The following is a 20,394-nucleotide window of genomic DNA, read 5'->3' on the forward strand; positions in this document are numbered from 1 at the left end:
ATGGCGGAGACTTCGGTGGCGGGAATTCACGGGGATGAAATCACCCAGTTTTGGTGCATGGCGCCGCCCTTCACGGGATTTCGCTGGATGCGGCAAACTGTTAAATTCATGCGCGTTTTGAACCCGGGGGAACATCCATGAAAAAATATCTTGCCTATGCCGCAGCGAGCCTTGCTTTCGCATTGCCTGCTCAGGCGCAGACCGTCAGCGCAGGTACCTACACAGTCGAAGGCACGAACCTTGACGGTTCTGCCTACAACGGAACGGCAACGATCACGCTGACCAGCGAAACCACTTGCGTCATCGAATGGAAGACCGGCGGCACGACGTCCGAAGGCGTCTGCATGTTGCACGAGGACGCTTTCGCTGCCGGCTACGTGCTGCAAGATGCGGTCGGCCTTGTCGTCTACAAGGTCAAAGATGGCGGCGTGCTGGAGGGAAGCTGGACGATTACCGGCAAGGACGGGGCCGGCGCCGAAAAGCTGACGCTCCAGCCTTGATTGCGCGCTGGCTGACGGCTGTTTCGCAGCAGATCCATGGCTTCAAATCGCGTTTATCGCAAACGCCATCAGGTGTCGTGATGTATCGACAATCCCCGCCGTGACGGCGGGGATTTACACGTTACGTTTTCCGCTCAACGCCGTAAGGCACGCCATCCTCGGAAGCGGATGAACCTGCGAGACCGCCGCCAAGACATATGTCGGCAAGTGCTAGGCGTTCGAGAAGTCGTTTGCGTTCCTCCAGCAGCGACCGAATGGCGGCCCGCACATCGCCCCGGTGCCGGCCGATCAGAACCGCCACATCGTCTATGGGCATGTTGTAAACGACATCATGCAGGATGGGGTCCATCGTCCTGACCGACATGGAAGCACTCCCTCGGTTGCTCTCGGGTTTCAGAAGTTTGCAATGCGAATTTTTGTTCATTATTTGTTCTTGTTTTTGGGTTGAGAGTCAAGACTGATAGTTTCTTTGCCGCGGTATGGGAGAGCGATCGGTAATCCCAAACGATGCGCAGAGCGACGGGCTTCCAGGCGCTGTTTGCTGCCAGTGCACCGGCCACAAACAAGCCGGAAAAGCTCCAGCCTAGATTTCGCATTTTCACCGCATAAACTGAAAAACCGCTTGATCGGTCGGGCGTTTCACCCTATCAGGGCGTCAACGGAGAGGTGGCCGAGTGGTCGAAGGCGCTCCCCTGCTAAGGGAGTATACCCGGAAGGGTATCGTGGGTTCGAATCCCATCTTCTCCGCCACTTTCCTTCACATGAAACCACGGATGACCGGAGTGTGATTGTCGCTTCAAAATGCGGCAAGGACGTTGGAACGTCCTGTATCTGGATACGCAACCTGCACTCCGCTTGTGTTGACGGGAGCCTTGGAGAGTGACGGTGCGACACACATACCAGATAGATTTGTCATGCCCTCGTTGTGGAGCTGAAGGTCGCGCCGACGTTGCACAGGTTGAAAAAGCATACACCAACAAGCTCGACTTCCTCGTCGATCGCGTGAGCAAGGGCTTTTATGTATCCAGGCTCACGAACTCCCCGGCAACCACCGAAATTCGGTGCGGGCGTTGCGGCACCGTCGCGGCTCAGCAGTAGACAATTTCCCTCTTGATCGGCGGCTGCGCCCATCTTCCGAAGTCGGAACGCGTCAACAAAAAAAGCCCCCGCTGACGCGGGAGCTTGTGGCTTTATTCTATCGGGGACACCAGACGTTTAATCTGATTTGAGCGCACCCACATCCTTGGAATTTTTAGGGAAACGATGCCGGTTTCACCCTTTTTGTGCCAGCCGGTCTATGGCGGCCTGGGTCGAGGCCCCGAAATCGCCGTCCAGAGGGCCGCTGTAGAAACCTCTTTCTTTCAGGAGCGCCTGGAACTCGCGACGGAATTCGGCGGTGAAATTGTCGGGCTTGGTGCGAACTTCGTCGAGCTTGCCCTGATCGCCCCCCTCGATGCTGGCCGCCGCCCAGCGCACGGCCTCTCTCGGGTCGGGCTTGGTGCCGAGGCCGAAGTCGTAGAGGCGGCTGAGGCCCCCCATGGCATAGGCGCTGCCGGCATTGGCGGCCATCTCGTACCAGTTGCGCGCCTGCTCGTAGTCCTGCGGCACGCCGTTTCCGACATCGTAGAACCAGCCGAGCAGCGCCATCGAATAGGCGTCGCCGACATTGGCGGCCTTCTCGTACCATTTCTTCGCCTCTGCATAGTCCTGCGCCGTACCGAGCCCGTTCTGATAGGCCCAGCCAAGCGAGGACATCGCATTGGCATCGCCACCGTCGGCTGCCTTCAGGTACCACTGGAGCGATTGCGCATAGTCCTGCTTCACGCCCTTGCCTTCACGGTAGAACCAGCCGAGGGTCGCCATGGCATTGGCATAGCCTTGCGCGGCGGACGCCTCGTAAAGCCGCCGGGACTGCTCAAAATCCTGCGGCACGCCGCCGTAGCCTTCGCGGTACAGCCAGCCAAGCGAGGCCTGGGCGTAGGCGTTGCCAGCGTCCGCGGCCTGTTCGAACATGCGCTTGCCGGCGTCGATATCGACCGGACCGTCGGTGCCGTAGATCGAAAACCAGGCGAGATTGGTCAGGGCGTACATGTTGCCGCCATCGACGGCCTTCTGGTAGGTGCGCCGCGCCTCGGCATAGTTTCGGCCGGCGTCATAGGCGCGGCCGAGCATGTTGACGAGCATCATGTCGTCAGGGTTTTCGTTGACGGCCTGGGCGCAGGCCGTCAGAGCCCGCTCCGAATCGATCTTCAGGAAGTTGACGCCCAGGAACCCGGGCATGGACTGCGGTTCGCCGGCGAGCAGGTAGCAGTCGCGCGAGGCCTGCGTGTCCTTGCCGGTCTGCGAGATGTTCAGGCCTTTTTTCGGCTCGAGTGCCGCGATCTGCTGTTCAGCCTCACTCTTGTGCTTGCTGTCGGGATAGCGCTCGAGGAAACGGGTGAGGGCGGCCGCATCCGTCGATTGCTTCAGCGCTTCCCAGGCGATTTCGTCGGGACTGGTGGTGGCGGTGGCTGCTGCCTCGTCCAGAAGCCTCAGCTTCTTCTCTGCCAGCATCTTGTAGACAGGGTCGCTGCCATGCTTTTCCAGGAAGACCTCGATCAGTTCCTTGTCGGCGAGATCGCGGATGTTCTGCCAGTCGGCCGCAGCGGCGGACTGGCCGTTCGGCGACACCTGCTGCTGGCTGTCGGTGGTGACGTTGATATTGATTTCCTTGATGTTCAGGAAAATCTGCGCCCCGCCAAGCGAGCCATAGACGAACGGCTCCTGTTCCCGGTTGGTGACTTCGACCACCTCGTCGCGCACCTTGCCAAGCGCGATGCGAACATCCACGCCCGGCTCTGTCAGATATTTGGAGAGTGCAGTCGCGAAAGGGCTGTTCTTGCCTTCGCCGTCCATCGCAACGGTGCCCGCCTTGGAGGCGAAGGCGATGAGCAGGTCGGCGGCTTCCGGCTCGACACGGGCAAGACCGCGGCTGACGGCGCGGGTGGAAATCGAGCGGGTCATGGATTGCTCGAAAGGATTGTTGCGGCAGGCGTCGAGGATCACCAGCTTCAGCCGTTTTGCGCCTTCCAGCGAGCGCTGCACGCGGTCGAGCGGGATCGCCTCGTCCTCCACATCCTTGTCGCTCTTCAGGGTGACATCGACCGGCAGAAGGAAGTTCTCGCCGTTCATCTCCATGCCGTGGCCGGAATAGTAGATGATCGCCACTTCCGCGCCGGCCGCCATATCCTCGAAATCGCGCAATGCCCGAACCATCGCGCCGCGCGTCACGTCGTGAACCGTGGTGACGCTGTCGAACCCCGCCTGCTCGAAAGCCGCCTTCATGAGCTCGACATCGTTGGCGGGATTGTTGAGCTGCGAGGTCGCCTGGTATTTCTGATTGCCGATCAGCAGGGCAACGCGGGCGGCGGCCTCGGCCACGCCATACTGACATACCAGAACCGAAAGACACAGCACGACTGTCCGCAGGCTTCGCGGCACAAGCGATTTCAACATGCTTCTCCCTCCGCCATCAGGCCCGCTCGCGGACGCGAGGAAAGGGCTGCATGGCATTCCCGTCATGGGCGGTCCGGCCGCCCATGTTTTTCAGGAAGTATTACGTATGGGAGAGGCGGTTTCAATGTAGCTCGCTGTGGATTTTTTGCTTGGTTGAATGGCGTTACACGCGCCGCACAAGTTCAACGCAAGCAAGGCCGTGGAAACTTCGGGAAAATTTGAAATCGGTGACAGGGCATTTGACCCCGTCCGGGTCTGCCGCGGATTTCAGGGAGTTTCAAATGTCTATGCGCATGCATATGGCCGAGCCCCGGCCGGGTGAACTGACGACCACCCACAAGCATTTCTATGTCGAGCGGCCTTGCCGCATCCTGATCATCGGCGAGCATCTGAAGGCGAAGACCAGATACAACTGCCTTCTGCGGCATATCTCGATTGGCGGCGCCATGCTCGATTTCAACCCGAATATCCCGCTGCCGAAAAATTTCTTCCTGGAGATCGAAGGCTTCAAGGAAGAGATCGGCTGCACCCAGGTTCACCGTCTGGGAACCGAGCTTGGCGTGCGCTTCAACATGCTGTTGTCGCAGGAATTCATCCGCCGACTGATCCGCAGTGCGTTCCAAAGCAGCGGTATTTAACCGAAATCCTAAAATATGAACAAATCCTTTCAAGGGTTTGAAACATCCTTGTCCAATCCTGCATGAACGGCCGCTTCCGGGGAGGGAAGAAGGTCGGCGTGTCGAAGGCAGGCGGAATGAACGCCGGTGACGGCCATATCGGCTATCGAACGGCGCCGCCGCAATCACTGATGCAACCCATGTCGTGCTCGATGCAGCGGCTGGACAAGGAGGGAAGATGCAGCAGGAAACGACGATGTACGCGACTGTACGTTCGAAGCTCTATGAGGAGCGTTACGAGCGTTTCAGGGTGGGGCAGGCGGGGACGCTGATGTCGGTCAGGCCGGGTCTCGCCGGGGTCTCGACACGGATATGCAAGATGCTGGAAATTTCCCGTGGCGGCGCGGTTTTTTCCGTGAACACCACGATCGGCTTGCCGATTCACTATTATCTCTCGATCGTCGGCATCAAGAAGCGCATCGGCTGTGCCGAACTCTTTCGCAAGGAAAACCGCATCCAGGTCCATTTTATCGCGCCGATCGATGAAGAGCTGCTCCACGAGATCGTGCGCCACGAGTTCTTCACCGGAGAAAACCAGAAAAAGCACTGATGCAAGAACGAAAACCAGGCGATAGGGACGGCCTGCCCTTAATTCTTGCGGCGGCGATTTCGGTTCGGCGATTTATGCAGTAGTGTCCGCGCCGATTTGTCCTCCTTCGGATCCGTAGAGCCAGATGTCCGCCTTTTCCCGTTTCACGCCGCTTGCGGCCTCCCTTCCATCGACCGTTCCCTTTGTTGGCCCCGAGGCCATCGAGCGTCAGCGCGGCCGTCCTGTTCTGGCGCGCATCGGCGCCAATGAAAACGGCTTCGGTCCGGCGCCTTCTGTGTTGACTGCCATGGCCGAGGCGGCATCCGGCATCTGGAAATACAACGATCCCGAAAATTTCGAGCTGAAGCAGGCGCTTGCCGAACATCTCGGCATTTCCCCGTCAAACCTCGCGATCGGCGAGGGCATCGACAGCCTGCTGGGGCAGATCGTTCGCCTCATTGTCGATCCCGGAACGACCGTCGTTTCCTCGTTCGGGGCCTATCCCACCTTCAATTTCCATGTCGCCGGGCATGGCGGCCGCCTGGTTACGGTTCCTTACGTCGCCGACCGCGAAGATATGGAAGGGCTGCTTGCTGCTGTGCGCCGCGAGAACGCGCCTATCGTCTATTTCGCCAATCCCGACAATCCGATGGGCAGCTGGTGGGATGCGCAAAGCGTTGTCGCCTTCGCGAAGGCTCTGCCGGAGACCTGCCTGCTGGTGCTGGACGAGGCCTATGGCGAAACCGCGCCTGCCGGCTCGATCCCGCCGGTCGATGCCTTCATCGACATGCCGAACGTTGTGCGCACGCGCACCTTTTCCAAGGCCTACGGTCTGGCCGGTGCGCGTGTGGGCTATGCGATCACCACAGCGGGAACCGCTCAGGCCTTCGACAAGATCCGCAACCACTTCGGCATGAACCGCATGGCAACGGCCGGCGCGATTGCGGCCTTGAAAGATCAGGACTATCTCCGGCAGGTGCTGGATCAGATTTCCGCGTCCCGTACCCAGATTTCAATGATCGCAGATCGGAACGGATTGAAGGCTTTGCCGTCGGCCACCAACTTCGTCGCGATCGATTGCGGCCATGATGCCGTCTACGCACGCGCCATCGTCGACAGGTTGATGGCGGATCACGGCATATTCATTCGCATGCCGGGTGTCGCGCCGCTTAACCGCTGCATCCGTATCAGCACCGGGCCGCAAACCGACATGGCGCGTCTGGAAGAGGCCTTGCCGGCAGTGTTGAAGGCTCTCTGATCCTCCAAAACCGAAAGCCCTTGCAGCCGGGAGGGAAACCCGTGATGGCAAGGGCTTGCGGGCATGAGCGCCTTCTGGAGGCAGGCGCATCGGTATTCCGGGGAGAAGATTTTAGTGGAGCGTCATCCATTCGCGGGCGGCGCGCAGCGCCGTCGCGAGTTCGGTCTTGCTCATCGTAGCCGCGAGGTCGGCGCGCAGCGCAGCTGCACGGTCCGAACCCTTGATGGCGGCGATGTTGAGCCATTTGTGAGCTGCGACCAGATCGATGTCGCAGCCACGGCCGGTTGCATACATCAAGCCCATTTCGCAAAAGACGTCCGCGCGGTTTTCGCCACCCATTGCGGCATCCGAAGCATTCTGAATGTCAAAGCGTGCCATTTTCGTGTCCCTGTTTGCCTGGTTGGTACTTTTGTAGTCCCTGTTTTTTGAGCCTTAAGGGCCGTGCCATCTTCGTGGCTTTCGGTCCCTCAAGGTTTGTCGGCGGGGTGTGTTCCCCTGCTCGTCTTGTGGTTTTGAGTATGCCCAAGGTCTTTCAATGGCCGCTTAAAATCCATGATTAATGTGACGCAAACAAAGTTCAAATGATTGGTAAAATTGGATTTTCGTTAAACATGGAAGTCGTTTGAAAACGGGGCTTTCGGCTCAATTTTTACGAAAAGTTCAATTGTCGATTTCAACGGAATGCTAACCACGAAAAACGGTCGCATCGCGGAGATCCACGGGCGGACCTGATTTCCAAAGTCCGTATCGAGCTTGGAACCTGCGATTTTCAACGGAAAACTCCGACTGCTTGTTTACCTTTACGTTCGCGTAAATTATCATCCCGGCATGACGGAGAGGAGCCGTCGATGACGCCAGGCGATGCCTGTGCGATCGATCAGGGATGAAGGAGGAAACATGATCCGCAAAATGACATTCGCTCTTGCGCTGACGCTTGCCACTGCCTCGGCCGGCTTTGCCGCAGAACCCATTGTCGGCAACTGGAAGACCGCCAGCGGCGAAACCGCTGCGATTGCAGCCTGTGGCGGCGCCTATTGCATCACGCTCAAAACCGGCCAGCATGCCGGCAAGAAGATCGGCAGCATGTCGGGCTCTGGCGAAAGCTACACCGGCGAAATTACCGACCCTGCCAATGACAAGACCTACAGCGGTTCCGCGGCCATACAGGGGTCGTCCTTGAAGATGAAGGGCTGTGTGTTGAAGGTGCTTTGCAAGTCGCAGACCTGGACCAAGATGTAAGGTTTTGGTCTGCGTTTCAGACCCGCGCCGAGACGGATGGGTCTGCGGGGCAACGGATAAAGGCGCTTGCGACATCGCGGGCGCCTTTTTATTGCCTGATGGGCCGCCGAAACCTCGATCATATTGCCGAAGCGTTTCCTGCCCAGATCTGCCGCGCTGCATCAATTCTGAATGATTTTACGCATCCGTAGACGCCAGATCGGTTTTTGTTGCCGTCGGAGTGAGGCGCGGTTTGTAGGACGGCAAATGAACAATGGCAGTTGAATCGCGGCTATATATTTGTTTCAGAATGATTTTTTCATTTATCTTTTCGCCTTGCGCGCTCTGGCTAAGCGATAAGCCGGCTCGCCGGGACACCGAAGTATGAATACCGGCCTTGCGAAGATGAACGGGAGATGAACCGGAATCTCAGAAACAGTTCAGTTTGCATATGCGAAAAGGGTCTCATCGAAGTGAACCACTCGCAGAACACGGACAAAACCATGGATATCCTCGCTCGCCGCCTTACCATCATCAGCATGCTCATGGTTGTTTTTGCTCTGATGCTCGCCGCCGCAGTCAGCGCCGACACGCAGCGCCGCCGCAGCTATGCCGGGTCCATTGCCGATTGCACTGCGCACACCGCCCAGTTCTGCCAGACCAAGCTTGCCACGGCAAAATTCTAACAAGATTTCTCATCGAGGGACCGCCATGTCCACCTTACTGACCTCAGCCACGATCGCTTTCCGGATGTTCCTTCTGGCAACAATGCTGATGGCACCGGTGGGCGCAATGGCCTACAGCAAGGCGACGACGCTCGGCATCGGCAAGCAGGGTGCCGGTCTTGTTCTCTTCGTGACGCTGCAGCGTCAGTCGATGAGCTGATCGGGAGATCTGTGTTCGGCTATACTCCCGTTTCTCGCCCGGAGTTGCTCCCAGTCATGATTGTACGGGTGGATCGGTTCTTTCGAAATTGAAGCGCCAGACCCGCCAGCATCGCCTGGATCAACCTGTGGCCGCGCTGCTCGCATGGATAATGCCCTTTCTTTCCCGGACGAACTAGGCCCGATCCTTGGATCGACAGAGCCGAAAATCTCGACAGTCTTTTGCGCAACAGACGACCAGCGATAATGATGCAACAGGCTGCTCCAGTCGCATCGTTCGCCTTTCAGCGTGCCTCGCAGAGCAACGTTGGTGATCCTGGCACTCAGTGAAGGGATGTCTCCGACGCCGTGATAGCGGCCGCTGGTAAAGCCGAGTTCGCGATGGGGCGCGATATCGCTGACGATGATCTCGCATCCATGGGCCATCGCTTCCAGCAGCACAATCGGCAGGCCTTCGTGGCTTGAGGGGAGTGCGAAAACAAGCGCGTTGGCATAAAGAGCCTCAAGCTCTTTACCTCCTCGGTAGCCGGCCATGACGACATTTGGCGCGTTCGCAGCCTTGCGCTTCAGCCAATCCGCATATCTGGATTTGCCTTCACCGACGATCACCAATTTTAAATCGGGAATTTTTTCCACCGCGACGAAAGCGTCGATCAGATCCCCGTGCCGCTTCTCCGGAACCAGCCGGCCGACGCTCAGAATGTAAGCGCCGGGCGTTAGTCCAAGACTTTCCAGCGGGGCCAAGGAGGACAACTCCCTCGGTGCGTGAACACCGTTCGGCACGTAGATATAGTTGCGGTCGTAGCGGTTTTTGAGCGTGTCCCGGAGGGAGCGGGATACGCAGATAATGGTCGTCGCGAATTTTGACTGCATCCATTCTCCAAGTCGCAGAGCGGCTCTGGCCACCAATCCCCATTTTTCTCGCTGATAATCCTGACCATGATGCGTTGCCACGACTGTTAAACCGAGCAAGCACGCGATCGGCGTGACAAGGCCGGGCCCGATCCCATGGATATGGACGATGCGAGGACGCGTAATGGCTGCGTAGAAAACACACAGGAGACTATGAAGGATGGCATCCAACGCGACGATGCGGGGCGCCCAGATCGGGACGATCCTGATGGCAGCGGCCGCGTCATTGTTATCCCCAGCCGTCGGCGAGAGGGGCCTTTGAAGGCCTGTGCCGGTCTCCGTCGTGGTGTGTCCCCGCGCTAAGCCGATCCCGATGTCTTCTCCGTTCCGCTGTCCTTTGGGCTGAAACCCACCGGAGGTTTGCCGCCTGCTTCGCGCGAAATCCCGTGTTCTCACTGCAATCGCGATATTCAGTCCCTGCGCGGCCATTTCGTTCGCCAGATGCCGAACATGCGTTTCAATGCCGCCCTGTGTTGCGTGGATATGGCGAAGTCCCATCATGAATACGTCGATCTTCATCACGCTTCCAATGTCGGTGAGAGCCTGAACAGGCGCACGGAGGACCGATACCGAGGTTTCCCAACCTTCGGCGGCTAAACGTTCACAGGTTGTATGCGTCTGGCATTTTTGCGGGCGCAAAAATATGCTTTTCCGCGCGTCTCACCGGGAGAAGTCGGATGGTCAGGTTACTTCACATGATGGATTGAATGCTACTCATCCGTGAGTCCCTGATCTCACGAATGGGTTATGGACACATCGTATAATCATCTGGAGATCACGCTTTCCGCAATCCCAAGGTTCAAAAAGCTCATCGCAGTTGCGACAACCGCCGAGTATTAATGGGCTTTCTGTCAAGCGCTTGCGCGCATGACAGTCCTTCTTCTTCATTTCCGTGGTCAGTCCCCTGCTGAAACTTATACTCGTATAGGTATAAAACGATTGCAAGCCATTTGATTCGAATTTTCGCCATTCGGTTGCGATGAAGGGTCGGCTGGAATTTTTTGTCGTGCGGACGGCTTTCCTCGATCGTAACGTCACAAGCATCTTTACGAACGCCACTCGCTGTGGTGCAGTGTGCAGTCTATGGTTGTTTATGCTTGTGGGGCGTGTTGTGTTCCAGGCGTCGATATGGCTTTTCGCTCCTTGCCTGTTTCTGTTGTCGAACAATCTGCTGTTCGGTTTCGGCGTGCGTTACATGAGCGGTGCGGGCAGTTTCTGGGAAAAGCTGCATCCTTCCTTTTACCTGCTGTGCCTCCTGTGTTGCATGACTGCACTTTTGCGCGACGGTGCGCGCCGTGCAGTTCCCGCCTGGATAAAGGGAAGCTGGCGGCTTCCGCTCGCCGTTGCCGCAGCCGTCCTGATCGTCGTCGCCATGCTTTCCCGCAGCGGCGGCGGTGATCTTTCCTCGATCGTCATAACGTTTCTCGCCCCGGCCATGCTGGCATATGTTCTGCAATTTGCGGGCGCCGGTGCACTTGTCGCGGTCGGAAGGTTTCTGGAGCTGTTCTTCGTGGCCAATTCGGCCCTCGGGCTTGCCGAATTTCTGTCGGGCTGGAGGCTGCTGCCGTTTTATGCGGCCGATCAGTTGATCACCTTCGACGCCCGCCCCACCGCGCTGCTCGGGCATCCGCTGATCAACGCCTTGCTGACCGGCGCGGTTCTGCTGATAAGCGTTTCACATCTCGTTTCTCGTGGGCTGAGCTTTCGGCTGCTGTGTCAGGCGGTCCTGCATTTTGCCGCGATGTTCGTTTTCGGCGGACGGGCAGCGCTCGTTCTGTGCTGCTGCCTGGTTGCGTTCTTTCTCGTCCGACGCTTCGGGCTGCTCTCCAAAGTCAGGCTTCTCGTCAGCCGTCGCGCGATGTTGTTGGCCTGTCTGGGCTTAATCGGTGTCGGGGTCGTCGTTTCCTCCGGCATCGCCGATCCGCTGCTTGCGCGTTTCGTCTCGTCGGCCAAGAGCGACCAGGCACGTCTGGCATCCGCCATCGTCCTAGCAGAGCTGACGCCGTTGCAGTGGATGATCGGCATGGAGCCCGACACGCGCCGGGCTTATCATGCCATGCTGCAAACACCTTTCGGCTTTGAAAGCGCGCCCGTTGCAATGACGATAGCCTATGGTTTGCCGCTGGCGCTCATGTTGCTGATCGCCGTGTGGCACCTCTTGTCCCGTTTCGCGAAAGACGCCTTCGCTGGTTCTAATGTCGTCGTCCTTTATTTCACGCTTGCCAGCTGGACCTCGCTTTCGATTGGTTCGAAGTCGTTGCTGGTGTCGCAGATGCTCGTGATCCTCGTCTGTGCCCGCGTCCCCGCGCCGATGGAAAAGAGGACTGTGATTTCGCGGAAGCGCGCCTCCGCCTTCCGGCGCTTTGCGTTCCGTCCGAAAGTCAGCGCTTTGCCGGCCCATGGTTCAGCTGCGCTTGTGGCGGGTGAAACAAGCGTTATATGTTCGCCCCATGCAGTGGAGAGATCAGGCCATCATTCTCGGCGTCAGGCGTCATGGCGAAACCTCGGTCATCGCCGAAGTGATGACCCGCTCCCATGGGCGTCATCTGGGTATGGTGCGTTCGGGTCGTTCGCGGATGATGCAGCCGGTGCTTCAGCCGGGAAATGACGTCGAGGTAACGTGGCGCGCGCGGCTGGAAGAGCATATGGGCGAGTTCCGGATCGAGCCCGTGCGGTTGCGGGCAGCGCAGCTTATGGAGAGCGCAACCGCCGTTTATGGCGTTCAGGCCATGGCGGCCCTGCTTCGTCTCTTGCCGGAACGCGATCCCCATCCGTATCTGCACGATGCGCTGTCGGTTATTCTTGAGCATCTCGACAACCCTGCCGATGCCGGCGAACTCTTCGTACGTTTCGAAATCGCCGTTCTCAACGACCTCGGTTTCGGGCTGGATCTCAACGAATGCGCGGCAACCGGCACGCGCTCCGATCTTGTTTATGTTTCTCCGAAATCCGGCCGGGCCGTCAGCCGCGATGCCGGCGCGCCCTATGCGGATCGCATGCTGGCGCTTCCCGCCTTTCTTTCAGACTGCGCAAGGGCTGCAGATCACGACAGCCTGCTTGCGGCCTTCCGCATGACGGCCCATTTCCTCAATCGCCATGTCTACGAACCGCGCGGAATTGTCCTGCCGGCTGCCCGCGACGGCTTTATCCAGTCCGCCCTGAAGGCGCTGCGGCAGCAAACGCCGGCAGCCCAATGAAACCTTTCATTCTCTCCACGAGGCTCCCATGACAGTTGAAATCTATCCCGGCGTCACCGTCCCCGGCATTGGCACATTGCCCCTGGCCGAGGTCGCGCGCGACGGCGGGCTGAAAGCCTTGCAGCGATTGCTCGAGGGAACCTATCCGGCGCCGTCGATGGCAGCGACGTTGAAGTTCACGCTGGATGAGGTCGAGGAGGGCAGGGTTCTGTTTCGCGGGCTGCCAACCAGCGAGCACCTCAATCCGCTCGGCACCGTGCATGGCGGCTGGAGCGCCACCATCATGGATTCCGCCCTTGGCTGCGCGGTCATGACCACGCTGAAGCCCGGCGAAGGTTACACGACCGTCGAGTTCAAGGTGAACCTCGTGCGCCCGCTGCTGCCGGGCATGGGCGAGGTGTTCTGCGAGGGCAAGATCGTCCATCGCGGCCGCACGATTGCCACGTCCGAGTGCTGGCTGAAGGATGCCGGCGGCAAACTGCTTGCCCATGGCACGGAAACCTGCGCCATTTTCCCGATGGAGAATATGATGCGGGGTGGCCGCATCGGCGAATGAATGTGTTCGTCCGCGCGTGAGGGAAGATGAAATGCGTCGTCGTCTCCGGCCGGTTAGTTGAGGAGGAAGCATGATCGAGATCGTAGCGCTGGTCGGTTTCGTTCTGGCCATCTTGGCGTTCATGAACAACCGCCGCACGGCCGAGCGGCTGGAAACGGAACTCGATGCGATCAGGGGCGAACTGAAGCGCCTGCAAGAGAGCGCGGTGCTTCCCGTTTCGCTGGAAAGCGCGGTTGAAACACCGGCCGCCAGCCCGGACGGCGATGAAGAGGCCGTCGTGGCCGGAGCGGACAGTGGCCAAGCCGCAGCGCACGATGAACCCTATCTGCAGGAAACTGTCGAACGTGCATCCCGCGGCGAGCCTTGGGGTAAGATGCCGGAGCCGGCGTCTACGGTCGATGCGGCTGCGCCGCGCCCGAAGGAGAGCCTTGAAAGCCGCCTTGGAGCGCGATGGGCTGTCTGGGTCGGCGGCATTGCGCTGGCCCTCGGTGGCGTGTTCATGGTGCGCTATTCGATCGAGGCAGGACTGCTGAGCCCCGCCGTGCGCCTGGTCCTTGCTGCCGTCTTCGGCCTTCTTCTTGTCGCGGCAGGCGAAGTCATCCGTCGCGGGGCGAGCTTGCCCGGCCGCTTCGGGGCAGGCCAGTTCGACAACGCGATGATCCCCGGCATCCTCACCGCAGCCGGTGCCGTCACGCTGTTCGGCGCGGTTTATGCGGCACATGGCATCTACGGCTTTATCGGGGCCGCTCCGGCGTTCCTGCTGCTCGGACTTGTTTCGCTTGCAACGGTCGGACTGTCGCTTCTCCATGGTCAGGCGCTTGCGGGGCTGGGCCTTCTTGCCGCGATGCTCGCGCCTGCATTGATCGCCTCCGAAAGCCCAAGGCCCTGGGTGCTGTTTTCGTATCTGGCCGTCGCGTGGCTTGCGACCCTTCTGGCAGCGCGGCTGCGGCGATGGTCGGTCGTGCCGGCCATCGGCAATATCGGTCTTTGTCTCTGGTCGCTGGCCTACATCGCATCGTCTGTTCCCTTCGACGTTTCTCCGATCGTGTCCGCCATGCTGGTCATGATCGCCGGCGTTGGCCTTGTCTGGCCCGCCGCTGCTCCACTTTTGCAGAAGCAGGCGGCGCTGATCGGAGCGCGGCAAGAGGAGCCCGGACCGGCACCGCAAGAAGACGTCGAGGCTTTGAACGAAGGAGACATTCCGGTTCAATCCTCGTCGCCGATACCCGCGGCGTCGCTTGACTGGTCATGCATATTGCAGCCGCCGTTCGCCGCGGTGACGGTCACCGCCGCGATTTCCGCTCTGCTCGTCGCACTTGGCCTGGTCGGGCCGCTCTTCACGTCGTCCGGCTATGCCGTCAGCGGCTTCGTTATTATCGTTGCCGCTCTCGCCGCGCTTGGCGCCGTCAGGGAAAATGCGGTCTATGCGGCCATCGGCGCGGCGCTTGCCGCCATCCTCGGTTTGTGGAGTATGACGTCGATCCATGATCTCGTCACGCTCGCCGATCCCAGCCTTTCTGCCGTTTCAGAGACCGCAGCCGACGCGCAGCCTGCCGCCTTCGTGCTCTCGGCCTGCTTTGTGCTGCTCGCCGCTTTGGTCCTGATCTTGCGGGCCACCTCGCGACCGGTGTTTGCAGTATGCTGGTCAGCTATTGCGGCGGCCGCCCCGGCAGCGCTGATGGCGACATCGCTGATCATGACCGGAAATCTCTTCTTCGATGCCCTCCACGGGGGCATTTCAATTCTCCTTGGTCTCGTCCTGATCGGTCTTGCAGAAGGCGCCGTGCGCCGCGGTGCGGATGAAAGGGGTCTCATCTGGATGCAGGCCTTCCTGCTGGCCGGCTCCCTCGGCCAGTTCGTCATCGCGTTGCATGCTCTGACGAACGGGCTTGTCACCACGGTATCGATCGCGGTGGTGGGCGTAGTTTACGTCGCGGCTCTCCGCGTCCGAAGCTGGAGGGCGCTACCGTGGATGATGGTCGGAGCGGCACTCGTCGTTCTTGCGCGGATTGCCTGGGATCCGACGATTGTCGGTACATCCGAGCTCGGTCGCACGCCGATCTTCAATGCACTTCTCCCAGGTTATGGCATTCCCGCGCTGCTGCTCGTGATCTCTGCCTATGCCCTTCGGACATGGCCGGATATCCGCGTGCGAAATCTTCTGCAGGCGCTGGCAAGCATCTTCGTCCTGCTGACGGCGGCCATCCTCGTTCGCCATGCCATGAATGACGGGGTTCTCGACAGCGCGGCCCCAACCCTTGCGGAGCAAGCGATTTACACGCTCCTGGCAATCGGCGCTTCTGGCATCTTCCTGATGCTCGATCTGCGTTCCCCGAGCCCGATCTTCCGCTATGGCGGCATGGCAGTTGGCGTCTGGTCGATGCTTTCCGTTTTGTCGGCCCACCTTTTCTATCTCAATCCGTATTTCAGCGGCGAAAGGCTCGGCCGTTTTCCGGTCTTTGACCTGCTGTTGATCGGTTATTTGTTGCCGGGTGTCGGTTACGGTGTGCTCGCCCGCTACGCCCGCCATCGCCGGCCCTTGCCCTATGTGATGGCGCTCGCCGTTTCCGGCGTCTTGTTGATTTTTGCCTGGGCGACGCTGTCTGTCCGGCGCTTCTGGCAGGGAGAGGCCATCGCCGGCTGGAACGGTTTTCTGCAGGCAGAAACATACACCTATTCCGTCGTCTGGCTGTTGCTGGGTGTGATCCTGCTCGCAGTCGGTTCGCGCTATGATGCCAAGAGCCTGCGGATCACCTCGGCAGTTCTTGTCTTCATCGCCGTCATCAAGGTCTTCCTGATCGATATGGCCAATCTCGAAGGCTTCCTGAGAGCGCTGTCGTTCATCGGTCTAGGCGTCGTGTTGATCGGTATAGGTCTGTTCTACCAGCGCATATTGTCGGCGAAGTCGGAGGCTCCGGTAGACACCGAGCCGACGACAGCCAAATAAGCGCTAACCGTTTCTCGTGCCGGATATGTCATGACCGTTTCAGCCTCGCTTGTTGCCGCCTTCGCGCCTGCCGAAGATATTGCCGCCGATCTCTTGCCCCACGCCGTTTCCGGCAATGACGGCTCCCATGACGTCGCGCACCTGCTCAGGGTGTGGAAGAACGCATGTGCCATCCGGGCCGAGGAGGGCGGCGACATACGCATTCTCGCCGCTGCCGTCCTGCTGCACGATTGCGTCGCCGTGGAAAAGAACTCGCCCCTGAGATCGCAGGCTTCCCGGCTTGCTGCCGAAAAGGCGCGTGGCCTGCTTGCTGATCTCGGGTGGCTGTCACAGGATATCGATGCCGTCGGCCATGCCATCCTGACCCACAGTTTTTCTGCCGGCATCGCGCCTGAAACGCTGGAGGCAAAAATCCTGCAGGATGCCGACCGCCTGGATGCGATCGGCATGGTGGGCGCGGCCAGATGCTTCTACATTGCCGGACGTATGGGAAGCGCGCTTTACGATCCGCTCGATCCGCTTGCGGAAAAAAGACCGCTCGACGACAAGGCTTTTGCAATCGATCATTTCGAAACCAAGCTGTTTCGGCTGGCTGATGGTTTCCAGACCGGCGCGGGGCGGGAGCTTGCAGAGAAGCGGCAGGCGAAACTCTCGCAGGTGCTTGCCATGCTGCTTGAAGAAATATAGCCAATTCAGGGCGCTGGCGGGATGTGCGGAATCGGTTTGCCAGCATCTTGAATCGGAATGGCAACGGACGGAGGCGGGCTTTGCAGGTCATTGGATTGAACATTCACCCGCTGAAAAGCGGCCGGGCCATTGCCCGCGAAATCGTCGATATCGATCGCGACGGCTTGCGCGGCGATCGGCGTTTCATGCTGATCGATCCCGACGGGCGCTTCATAACGCAGCGCGAATTACAAAGCCTTGCCCAGGTCGAGGCAGCGCATGTGCCGAACGGTGTCAGCCTCGCCATGGGCGGCCGCAAGCTTACCGTCACCTTTGATCCTGCAGTCCGCATGGATGTCCGTATCTGGTCGAGCGGGGTCAACGCCGCTGTTGCCTCGGACGATGTCAACGCGACGCTGTCCGGCTGGTTCGGTCGTCCCGTCAAACTTGTCCACATGGACGAGCGGGCAAGCCGCGTCGAGGGCGAGGAATGGGCGGGTGAAGCCGCGCCCGTCGGCTTCGCCGATGGCTTTCCCATCCTCATCACCACCATGGCCTCGCTTGCTGATCTCAACGTCTCGCTGATCGCGAAAGGGCAGGAGCCGGTCGGCATGGACCGTTTCCGCACCAATATCCTCATCGACAGCGACGAGCCCTGGGACGAAGATTTCTGGGAGAGCGTCGAGATCGGCGGCATTGTCTTCGATCTCGTCAAGCCCTGTGCGCGCTGCATCATGACGACGCAAGACCAGATCACCGGCGAGCGCGTCGGCGGCAATCCTATTCAGGGATTGGCCGAGAAACGCATGTCTGCAGACCGCCGGGTACCCGGCGTGCTCTTCGGCTGGAATGCAGTCGCGCGCAGTAGCGGCGCCGTGCGTCTGGGCGACGAGGTGCGCATCCTGAAGACGCGCACCGAACGTTGGCCTATGAAGATCCGCGCCTAGGTTCGGGCCTAAACCCAGCCGCGCCGCTTGAAGTATAAAAACGGCATCAACGCGGAGAAGATCATCAAACCGATCGCCCACGGATAGCCGAGGCGCCATTGAAGTTCCGGCATCAGCTCGAAGTTCATGCCGTACATCGAGGCGACCAGCGTCGGCGGCAGGAAAACCACCGACGCGACGGTGAAGATCTTGATGATCTGGTTCTGCTCCAGATTGATCAGCCCCAGCGTCGCATCGAGCAGGAAGTTGATCTTGCCCGAAAGAAACGTGGCATGGTCGCCAAGCGACGACGCATCCCGCTGCACCAGCTTCATCAACTGGCGTGTTTCCTTTGACGGCTTGCGCACCGGGTTCTCGATTGCGGCATGATAGGCGACAAGCCGCGAGATGCTGACGAGGCTTTCACGCACGCCGCTCAGGAAGTCGCCCTTGCGGCCCAGCTGTTCGATCAGTGCCTCGAGGTCCCGCGTCTTTTTGGCGGAAGACCGCGATTTGCCGCGGAACACTTCGCGTGAAAGGCCGTCGATCTCGTTGCCGAGCCGCTCCAGCACATCCGCCATACGGTCGATGATCGCCTCGATGATGCCGAGCATGACATCCTCGCCGGTTTCGTAGCTGTAGCCGTTCCCGCGCAGCGCACGGTTGCAAAATGCGGCGAAGGGTTTGGCTTCGGCGTAGCGAACGCTCACCAGCGTTGGACCGCGCAGGATGAAGGTGACCGGCATCTTTGCCGGTTCGTCTGTATCGACATGGGTGAGCGCCGTCAGGGTCATGAACTCGGCGCCGTCCTCCTGGTAGAGTCGTGCGGAAAGCTCGATATCTTCCATCTCCTCACGGGTCGGAATGGTGATGTGAAGGGCTGCCTCGACTTCTGCAACCTCCTGAGGCGTTGGGTCCAGCAGGTCATACCAGAGGGCAGGGGAGATCGCCTGCTCGATGGCGGCGTTGGAAACAGGGCGCAGGCAAAAGCGCTCAGCCTTGCGGGCATAAACTTGCAGCATCGTTCACTCCTTCGGCATCTGCCGGCCGGAGCGAAGCGCGACGTGCTTGCTACCGGACAGATCGTGCCATTGCGGTCGATAATCGACTGTCGGTGTCCATTGATTGTGTCCGTTTGACGTTAGCGCCGAATGACGCCCGCCGTGGAAATGATACAAAAACTTGCCACCGTCAAGCCGGCTGCGAGCCGCAGCGCGCTATCAAGGTAAATGATCGATCGGTCAATTTATTTCGCTTTTGCTGATCGATATCTGGACGTAATTTGCGGCTTCGAAATTTCCGGAGAACCCCCATGTCGGCCGTATCGCCATCCACCGCGCAAACCAGTGCCGCTCGCATGCCCTGGCTGATCATCATCGCCGGTTCTCTCGTCGCGATGCTCACCTTCGGGCCGCGCTCGGCCATGGGCTTTTTCCAGCTGCCGATGCTGGCCGATACCGGCTGGGATCGAACCACCTTCGGCCTCGCCATGGCGTTGCAGAACCTGTGCTGGGGCCTCGGTCAGCCCTTATTTGGTGCGATTGCGGATAAGTTCGGCACATGGCGGGTGCTCTGCATCTCCGGCATCCTGTACGCCATCGGCCTGATCATGATGGCGTTTGCCAATGCGCCGATCTGGCTGCATATCGGTGGTGGCGTGCTTGTCGGTCTTGCCGTTGGCGCCGGTTCCTTCGGTATCGTGCTTTCGGCCTTTGCCCGCAACGTCACGCCGCAGCAGCGGTCCATGGCTTTTGGCATCGGCACTGCGGCAGGCTCCGCCGGCATGTTCCTGTTTGCGCCGCTCAGCCAGGCACTGATCTCGACCTATGGCTGGCAGGACAGCCTCGTCTACCTCGGCGTGCTCATGCTGCTGGTGCCGCTGGTCGCCATTCCCTTGCGTGGCAATGCGTCTTCCGGCTCGCAGAAGGAAGCCCAGTACAAACAGTCGATCGGCGAAGCGCTGAAGGAAGCCCTTTCGCACAAGAGCTACCTGCTGCTGATCTCCGGCTTTTTCGTCTGCGGTTATCAGGTGGCCTTCATCACCGCCCATTTCCCCGCCTATATCGGCGATCTCGGCATTGATGCGCGTTACGCCGTGATCGCGCTCGCTCTCATCGGCTTCTTCAACATTATCGGCTCGCTATCGTCCGGCGTCATCGCCCAGAGATATTCCAAGCCCTATTTCCTGGCGCTGATCTATATCGGCCGCTCGATTGCGGTCACGGCCTTCCTTCTGTTGCCGCAGACGCCGTTGTCGGTGATTGTCTTCGCCGTCGTCATGGGCCTGCTCTGGCTTTCCACCGTGCCGCCGACGAATGCGCTGGTTGCCATCATGTTCGGCACGCGCCATCTCGGCCTGCTCGGCGGCATCGTCTTCCTGTCGCACCAGGTCGGCTCTTTCCTAGGCGTGTGGATGGGCGGTTATCTCTACGACCATTTCGGTTCCTACGATCCGGTCTGGTGGTTCGGGGTGGCGCTCGGCATCTTCGCCGCCATCGTTCACTGGCCGATACAGGAAAAGCCGGTCGTGCGTCCCGCGATCGCCTGAGCGAACCCCCATTGCCTCCCGATGAAAAATCGGGAGGCAATCTTGAAAACCGTCACAAAACTTTCTAAATCCACATGACCG

19 protein-coding genes and 1 tRNA gene are annotated in these 20,394 nt (G+C 59.6%); 15 read left to right on the forward strand and 5 right to left on the reverse strand.

The window, feature by feature from the left end; translation table 11 throughout:
- Nucleotides 1–137 precede the first annotated feature (137 nt).
- Nucleotides 138–500 (forward strand): hypothetical protein, encoded by a 363-nt coding sequence (locus tag BLX89_RS08740; RefSeq protein ID WP_075290257.1) that lies wholly within the window; start codon nucleotides 138–140, stop codon nucleotides 498–500.
- Nucleotides 501–621: 121 nt separating this feature from the next.
- On the opposite strand, the gene BLX89_RS08745 is transcribed toward BLX89_RS08740, so the two are convergent.
- The gene (locus BLX89_RS08745) at nucleotides 622–864 is read right to left on the reverse strand and encodes a hypothetical protein (protein WP_075290258.1); all 243 of its coding nucleotides are present in this window, start codon (nucleotides 862–864) and stop codon (nucleotides 622–624) included.
- A gap of 296 nt (nucleotides 865–1,160) precedes the next feature.
- Here BLX89_RS08745 and BLX89_RS08750 point away from each other — a divergent pair.
- Nucleotides 1,161–1,250: transfer RNA gene (locus BLX89_RS08750), tRNA-Ser, on the forward strand.
- Nucleotides 1,251–1,772: 522 nt separating this feature from the next.
- On the opposite strand, the gene BLX89_RS08755 is transcribed toward BLX89_RS08750, so the two are convergent.
- Nucleotides 1,773–3,995: a caspase family protein gene (locus BLX89_RS08755; protein WP_075290259.1), complete on the reverse strand. Its 2,223-nt coding sequence runs from the start codon at nucleotides 3,993–3,995 to the stop codon at nucleotides 1,773–1,775.
- Nucleotides 3,996–4,276: 281 nt separating this feature from the next.
- Between BLX89_RS08755 and BLX89_RS08760 the strand changes: the two genes are divergently transcribed.
- The 3 genes from BLX89_RS08760 (at nucleotide 4,277) to BLX89_RS08770 (ending at nucleotide 6,459) form a co-directional block, all read left to right on the forward strand.
- Nucleotides 4,277–4,633, forward strand: coding sequence for a PilZ domain-containing protein (locus BLX89_RS08760; RefSeq protein WP_075290260.1), 357 nt, complete (start codon nucleotides 4,277–4,279; stop codon nucleotides 4,631–4,633).
- 217 nt (nucleotides 4,634–4,850) lie between these two features.
- Complete coding sequence (locus BLX89_RS08765) at nucleotides 4,851–5,222, forward strand: pilus assembly protein PilZ (protein ID WP_075290261.1); 372 nt, start codon at nucleotides 4,851–4,853, stop codon at nucleotides 5,220–5,222.
- Between the two features lie 124 nt (nucleotides 5,223–5,346).
- A complete protein-coding gene (locus BLX89_RS08770; RefSeq protein WP_075290262.1) occupies nucleotides 5,347–6,459 on the forward strand; it encodes a pyridoxal phosphate-dependent aminotransferase in 1,113 nt (370 codons plus the stop codon).
- Nucleotides 6,460–6,570: 111 nt separating this feature from the next.
- Here BLX89_RS08770 and BLX89_RS08775 read toward each other — a convergent pair whose 3' ends face one another.
- A complete protein-coding gene (locus BLX89_RS08775) occupies nucleotides 6,571–6,837 on the reverse strand; it encodes a sel1 repeat family protein (RefSeq protein WP_075290263.1) in 267 nt (88 codons plus the stop codon).
- A 519-nt stretch (nucleotides 6,838–7,356) separates the two neighbouring features.
- Between BLX89_RS08775 and BLX89_RS08780 the strand changes: the two genes are divergently transcribed.
- The 3 genes from BLX89_RS08780 to BLX89_RS24790 all read left to right on the forward strand — a co-directional run bounded on the left by BLX89_RS08780 (nucleotide 7,357) and on the right by BLX89_RS24790 (nucleotide 8,562).
- Nucleotides 7,357–7,698 (forward strand): DUF2147 domain-containing protein, encoded by a 342-nt coding sequence (locus BLX89_RS08780; protein WP_075290264.1) that lies wholly within the window; start codon nucleotides 7,357–7,359, stop codon nucleotides 7,696–7,698.
- A 482-nt stretch (nucleotides 7,699–8,180) separates the two neighbouring features.
- A complete protein-coding gene (locus BLX89_RS08785) occupies nucleotides 8,181–8,363 on the forward strand; it encodes a hypothetical protein (protein ID WP_075290436.1) in 183 nt (60 codons plus the stop codon).
- A 25-nt stretch (nucleotides 8,364–8,388) separates the two neighbouring features.
- On the forward strand, nucleotides 8,389–8,562 hold the full coding sequence (locus BLX89_RS24790) for a hypothetical protein (RefSeq protein ID WP_198935135.1): 174 nt from the start codon (nucleotides 8,389–8,391) through the stop codon (nucleotides 8,560–8,562).
- Here BLX89_RS24790 and BLX89_RS08790 read toward each other — a convergent pair.
- On the reverse strand, nucleotides 8,547–9,992 hold the full coding sequence (locus BLX89_RS08790) for a glycosyltransferase family 4 protein (protein ID WP_075290265.1): 1,446 nt from the start codon (nucleotides 9,990–9,992) through the stop codon (nucleotides 8,547–8,549). The genes BLX89_RS24790 and BLX89_RS08790 overlap by 16 nt on opposite strands.
- Nucleotides 9,993–10,566: 574 nt before the next feature.
- Here BLX89_RS08790 and BLX89_RS24995 point away from each other — a divergent pair.
- The 6 genes from BLX89_RS24995 (at nucleotide 10,567) to BLX89_RS08815 (ending at nucleotide 17,786) form a co-directional block, all read left to right on the forward strand.
- Nucleotides 10,567–12,081 (forward strand): VpsF family polysaccharide biosynthesis protein, encoded by a 1,515-nt coding sequence (locus tag BLX89_RS24995; RefSeq protein WP_280950571.1) that lies wholly within the window; start codon nucleotides 10,567–10,569, stop codon nucleotides 12,079–12,081.
- A complete protein-coding gene (gene recO, locus BLX89_RS08795; protein WP_245292796.1) occupies nucleotides 11,984–12,670 on the forward strand; it encodes a DNA repair protein RecO in 687 nt (228 codons plus the stop codon). The genes BLX89_RS24995 and recO overlap by 98 nt, the downstream gene beginning before the upstream one ends.
- Before the next feature lie 28 nt (nucleotides 12,671–12,698).
- Nucleotides 12,699–13,226 carry a PaaI family thioesterase gene (locus tag BLX89_RS08800; RefSeq protein ID WP_075290266.1) on the forward strand — a complete coding sequence of 176 codons (528 nt, stop codon included), beginning with the start codon at nucleotides 12,699–12,701 and terminating at the stop codon, nucleotides 13,224–13,226.
- Between the two features lie 70 nt (nucleotides 13,227–13,296).
- Nucleotides 13,297–16,173: a DUF2339 domain-containing protein gene (locus tag BLX89_RS08805; RefSeq protein WP_075290267.1), complete on the forward strand. Its 2,877-nt coding sequence runs from the start codon at nucleotides 13,297–13,299 to the stop codon at nucleotides 16,171–16,173.
- Between the two features lie 30 nt (nucleotides 16,174–16,203).
- Complete coding sequence (locus BLX89_RS08810) at nucleotides 16,204–16,860, forward strand: HD domain-containing protein (RefSeq protein WP_075290268.1); 657 nt, start codon at nucleotides 16,204–16,206, stop codon at nucleotides 16,858–16,860.
- Nucleotides 16,861–16,940: 80 nt separating this feature from the next.
- Nucleotides 16,941–17,786 (forward strand): MOSC domain-containing protein, encoded by an 846-nt coding sequence (locus tag BLX89_RS08815; RefSeq protein ID WP_075290269.1) that lies wholly within the window; start codon nucleotides 16,941–16,943, stop codon nucleotides 17,784–17,786.
- Nucleotides 17,787–17,794: 8 nt separating this feature from the next.
- On the opposite strand, the gene corA is transcribed toward BLX89_RS08815, so the two are convergent.
- Nucleotides 17,795–18,787 carry a magnesium/cobalt transporter CorA gene (gene corA / locus BLX89_RS08820; protein ID WP_075290270.1) on the reverse strand — a complete coding sequence of 331 codons (993 nt, stop codon included), beginning with the start codon at nucleotides 18,785–18,787 and terminating at the stop codon, nucleotides 17,795–17,797.
- Between the two features lie 290 nt (nucleotides 18,788–19,077).
- On the opposite strand from corA, the gene BLX89_RS08825 reads away from it, so the two are divergent.
- Nucleotides 19,078–20,313, forward strand: a complete 1,236-nt coding sequence (locus tag BLX89_RS08825) for an MFS transporter (RefSeq protein ID WP_075290271.1) — start codon at nucleotides 19,078–19,080, stop codon at nucleotides 20,311–20,313.
- The last annotated feature ends 81 nt before the right edge of the window (nucleotides 20,314–20,394 follow it).

It is taken from the genome of Pararhizobium arenae, assembly GCF_001931685.1.
In the GTDB taxonomy this organism is placed as follows: Bacteria; Pseudomonadota; Alphaproteobacteria; order Rhizobiales; family Rhizobiaceae; genus Pararhizobium; species Pararhizobium arenae.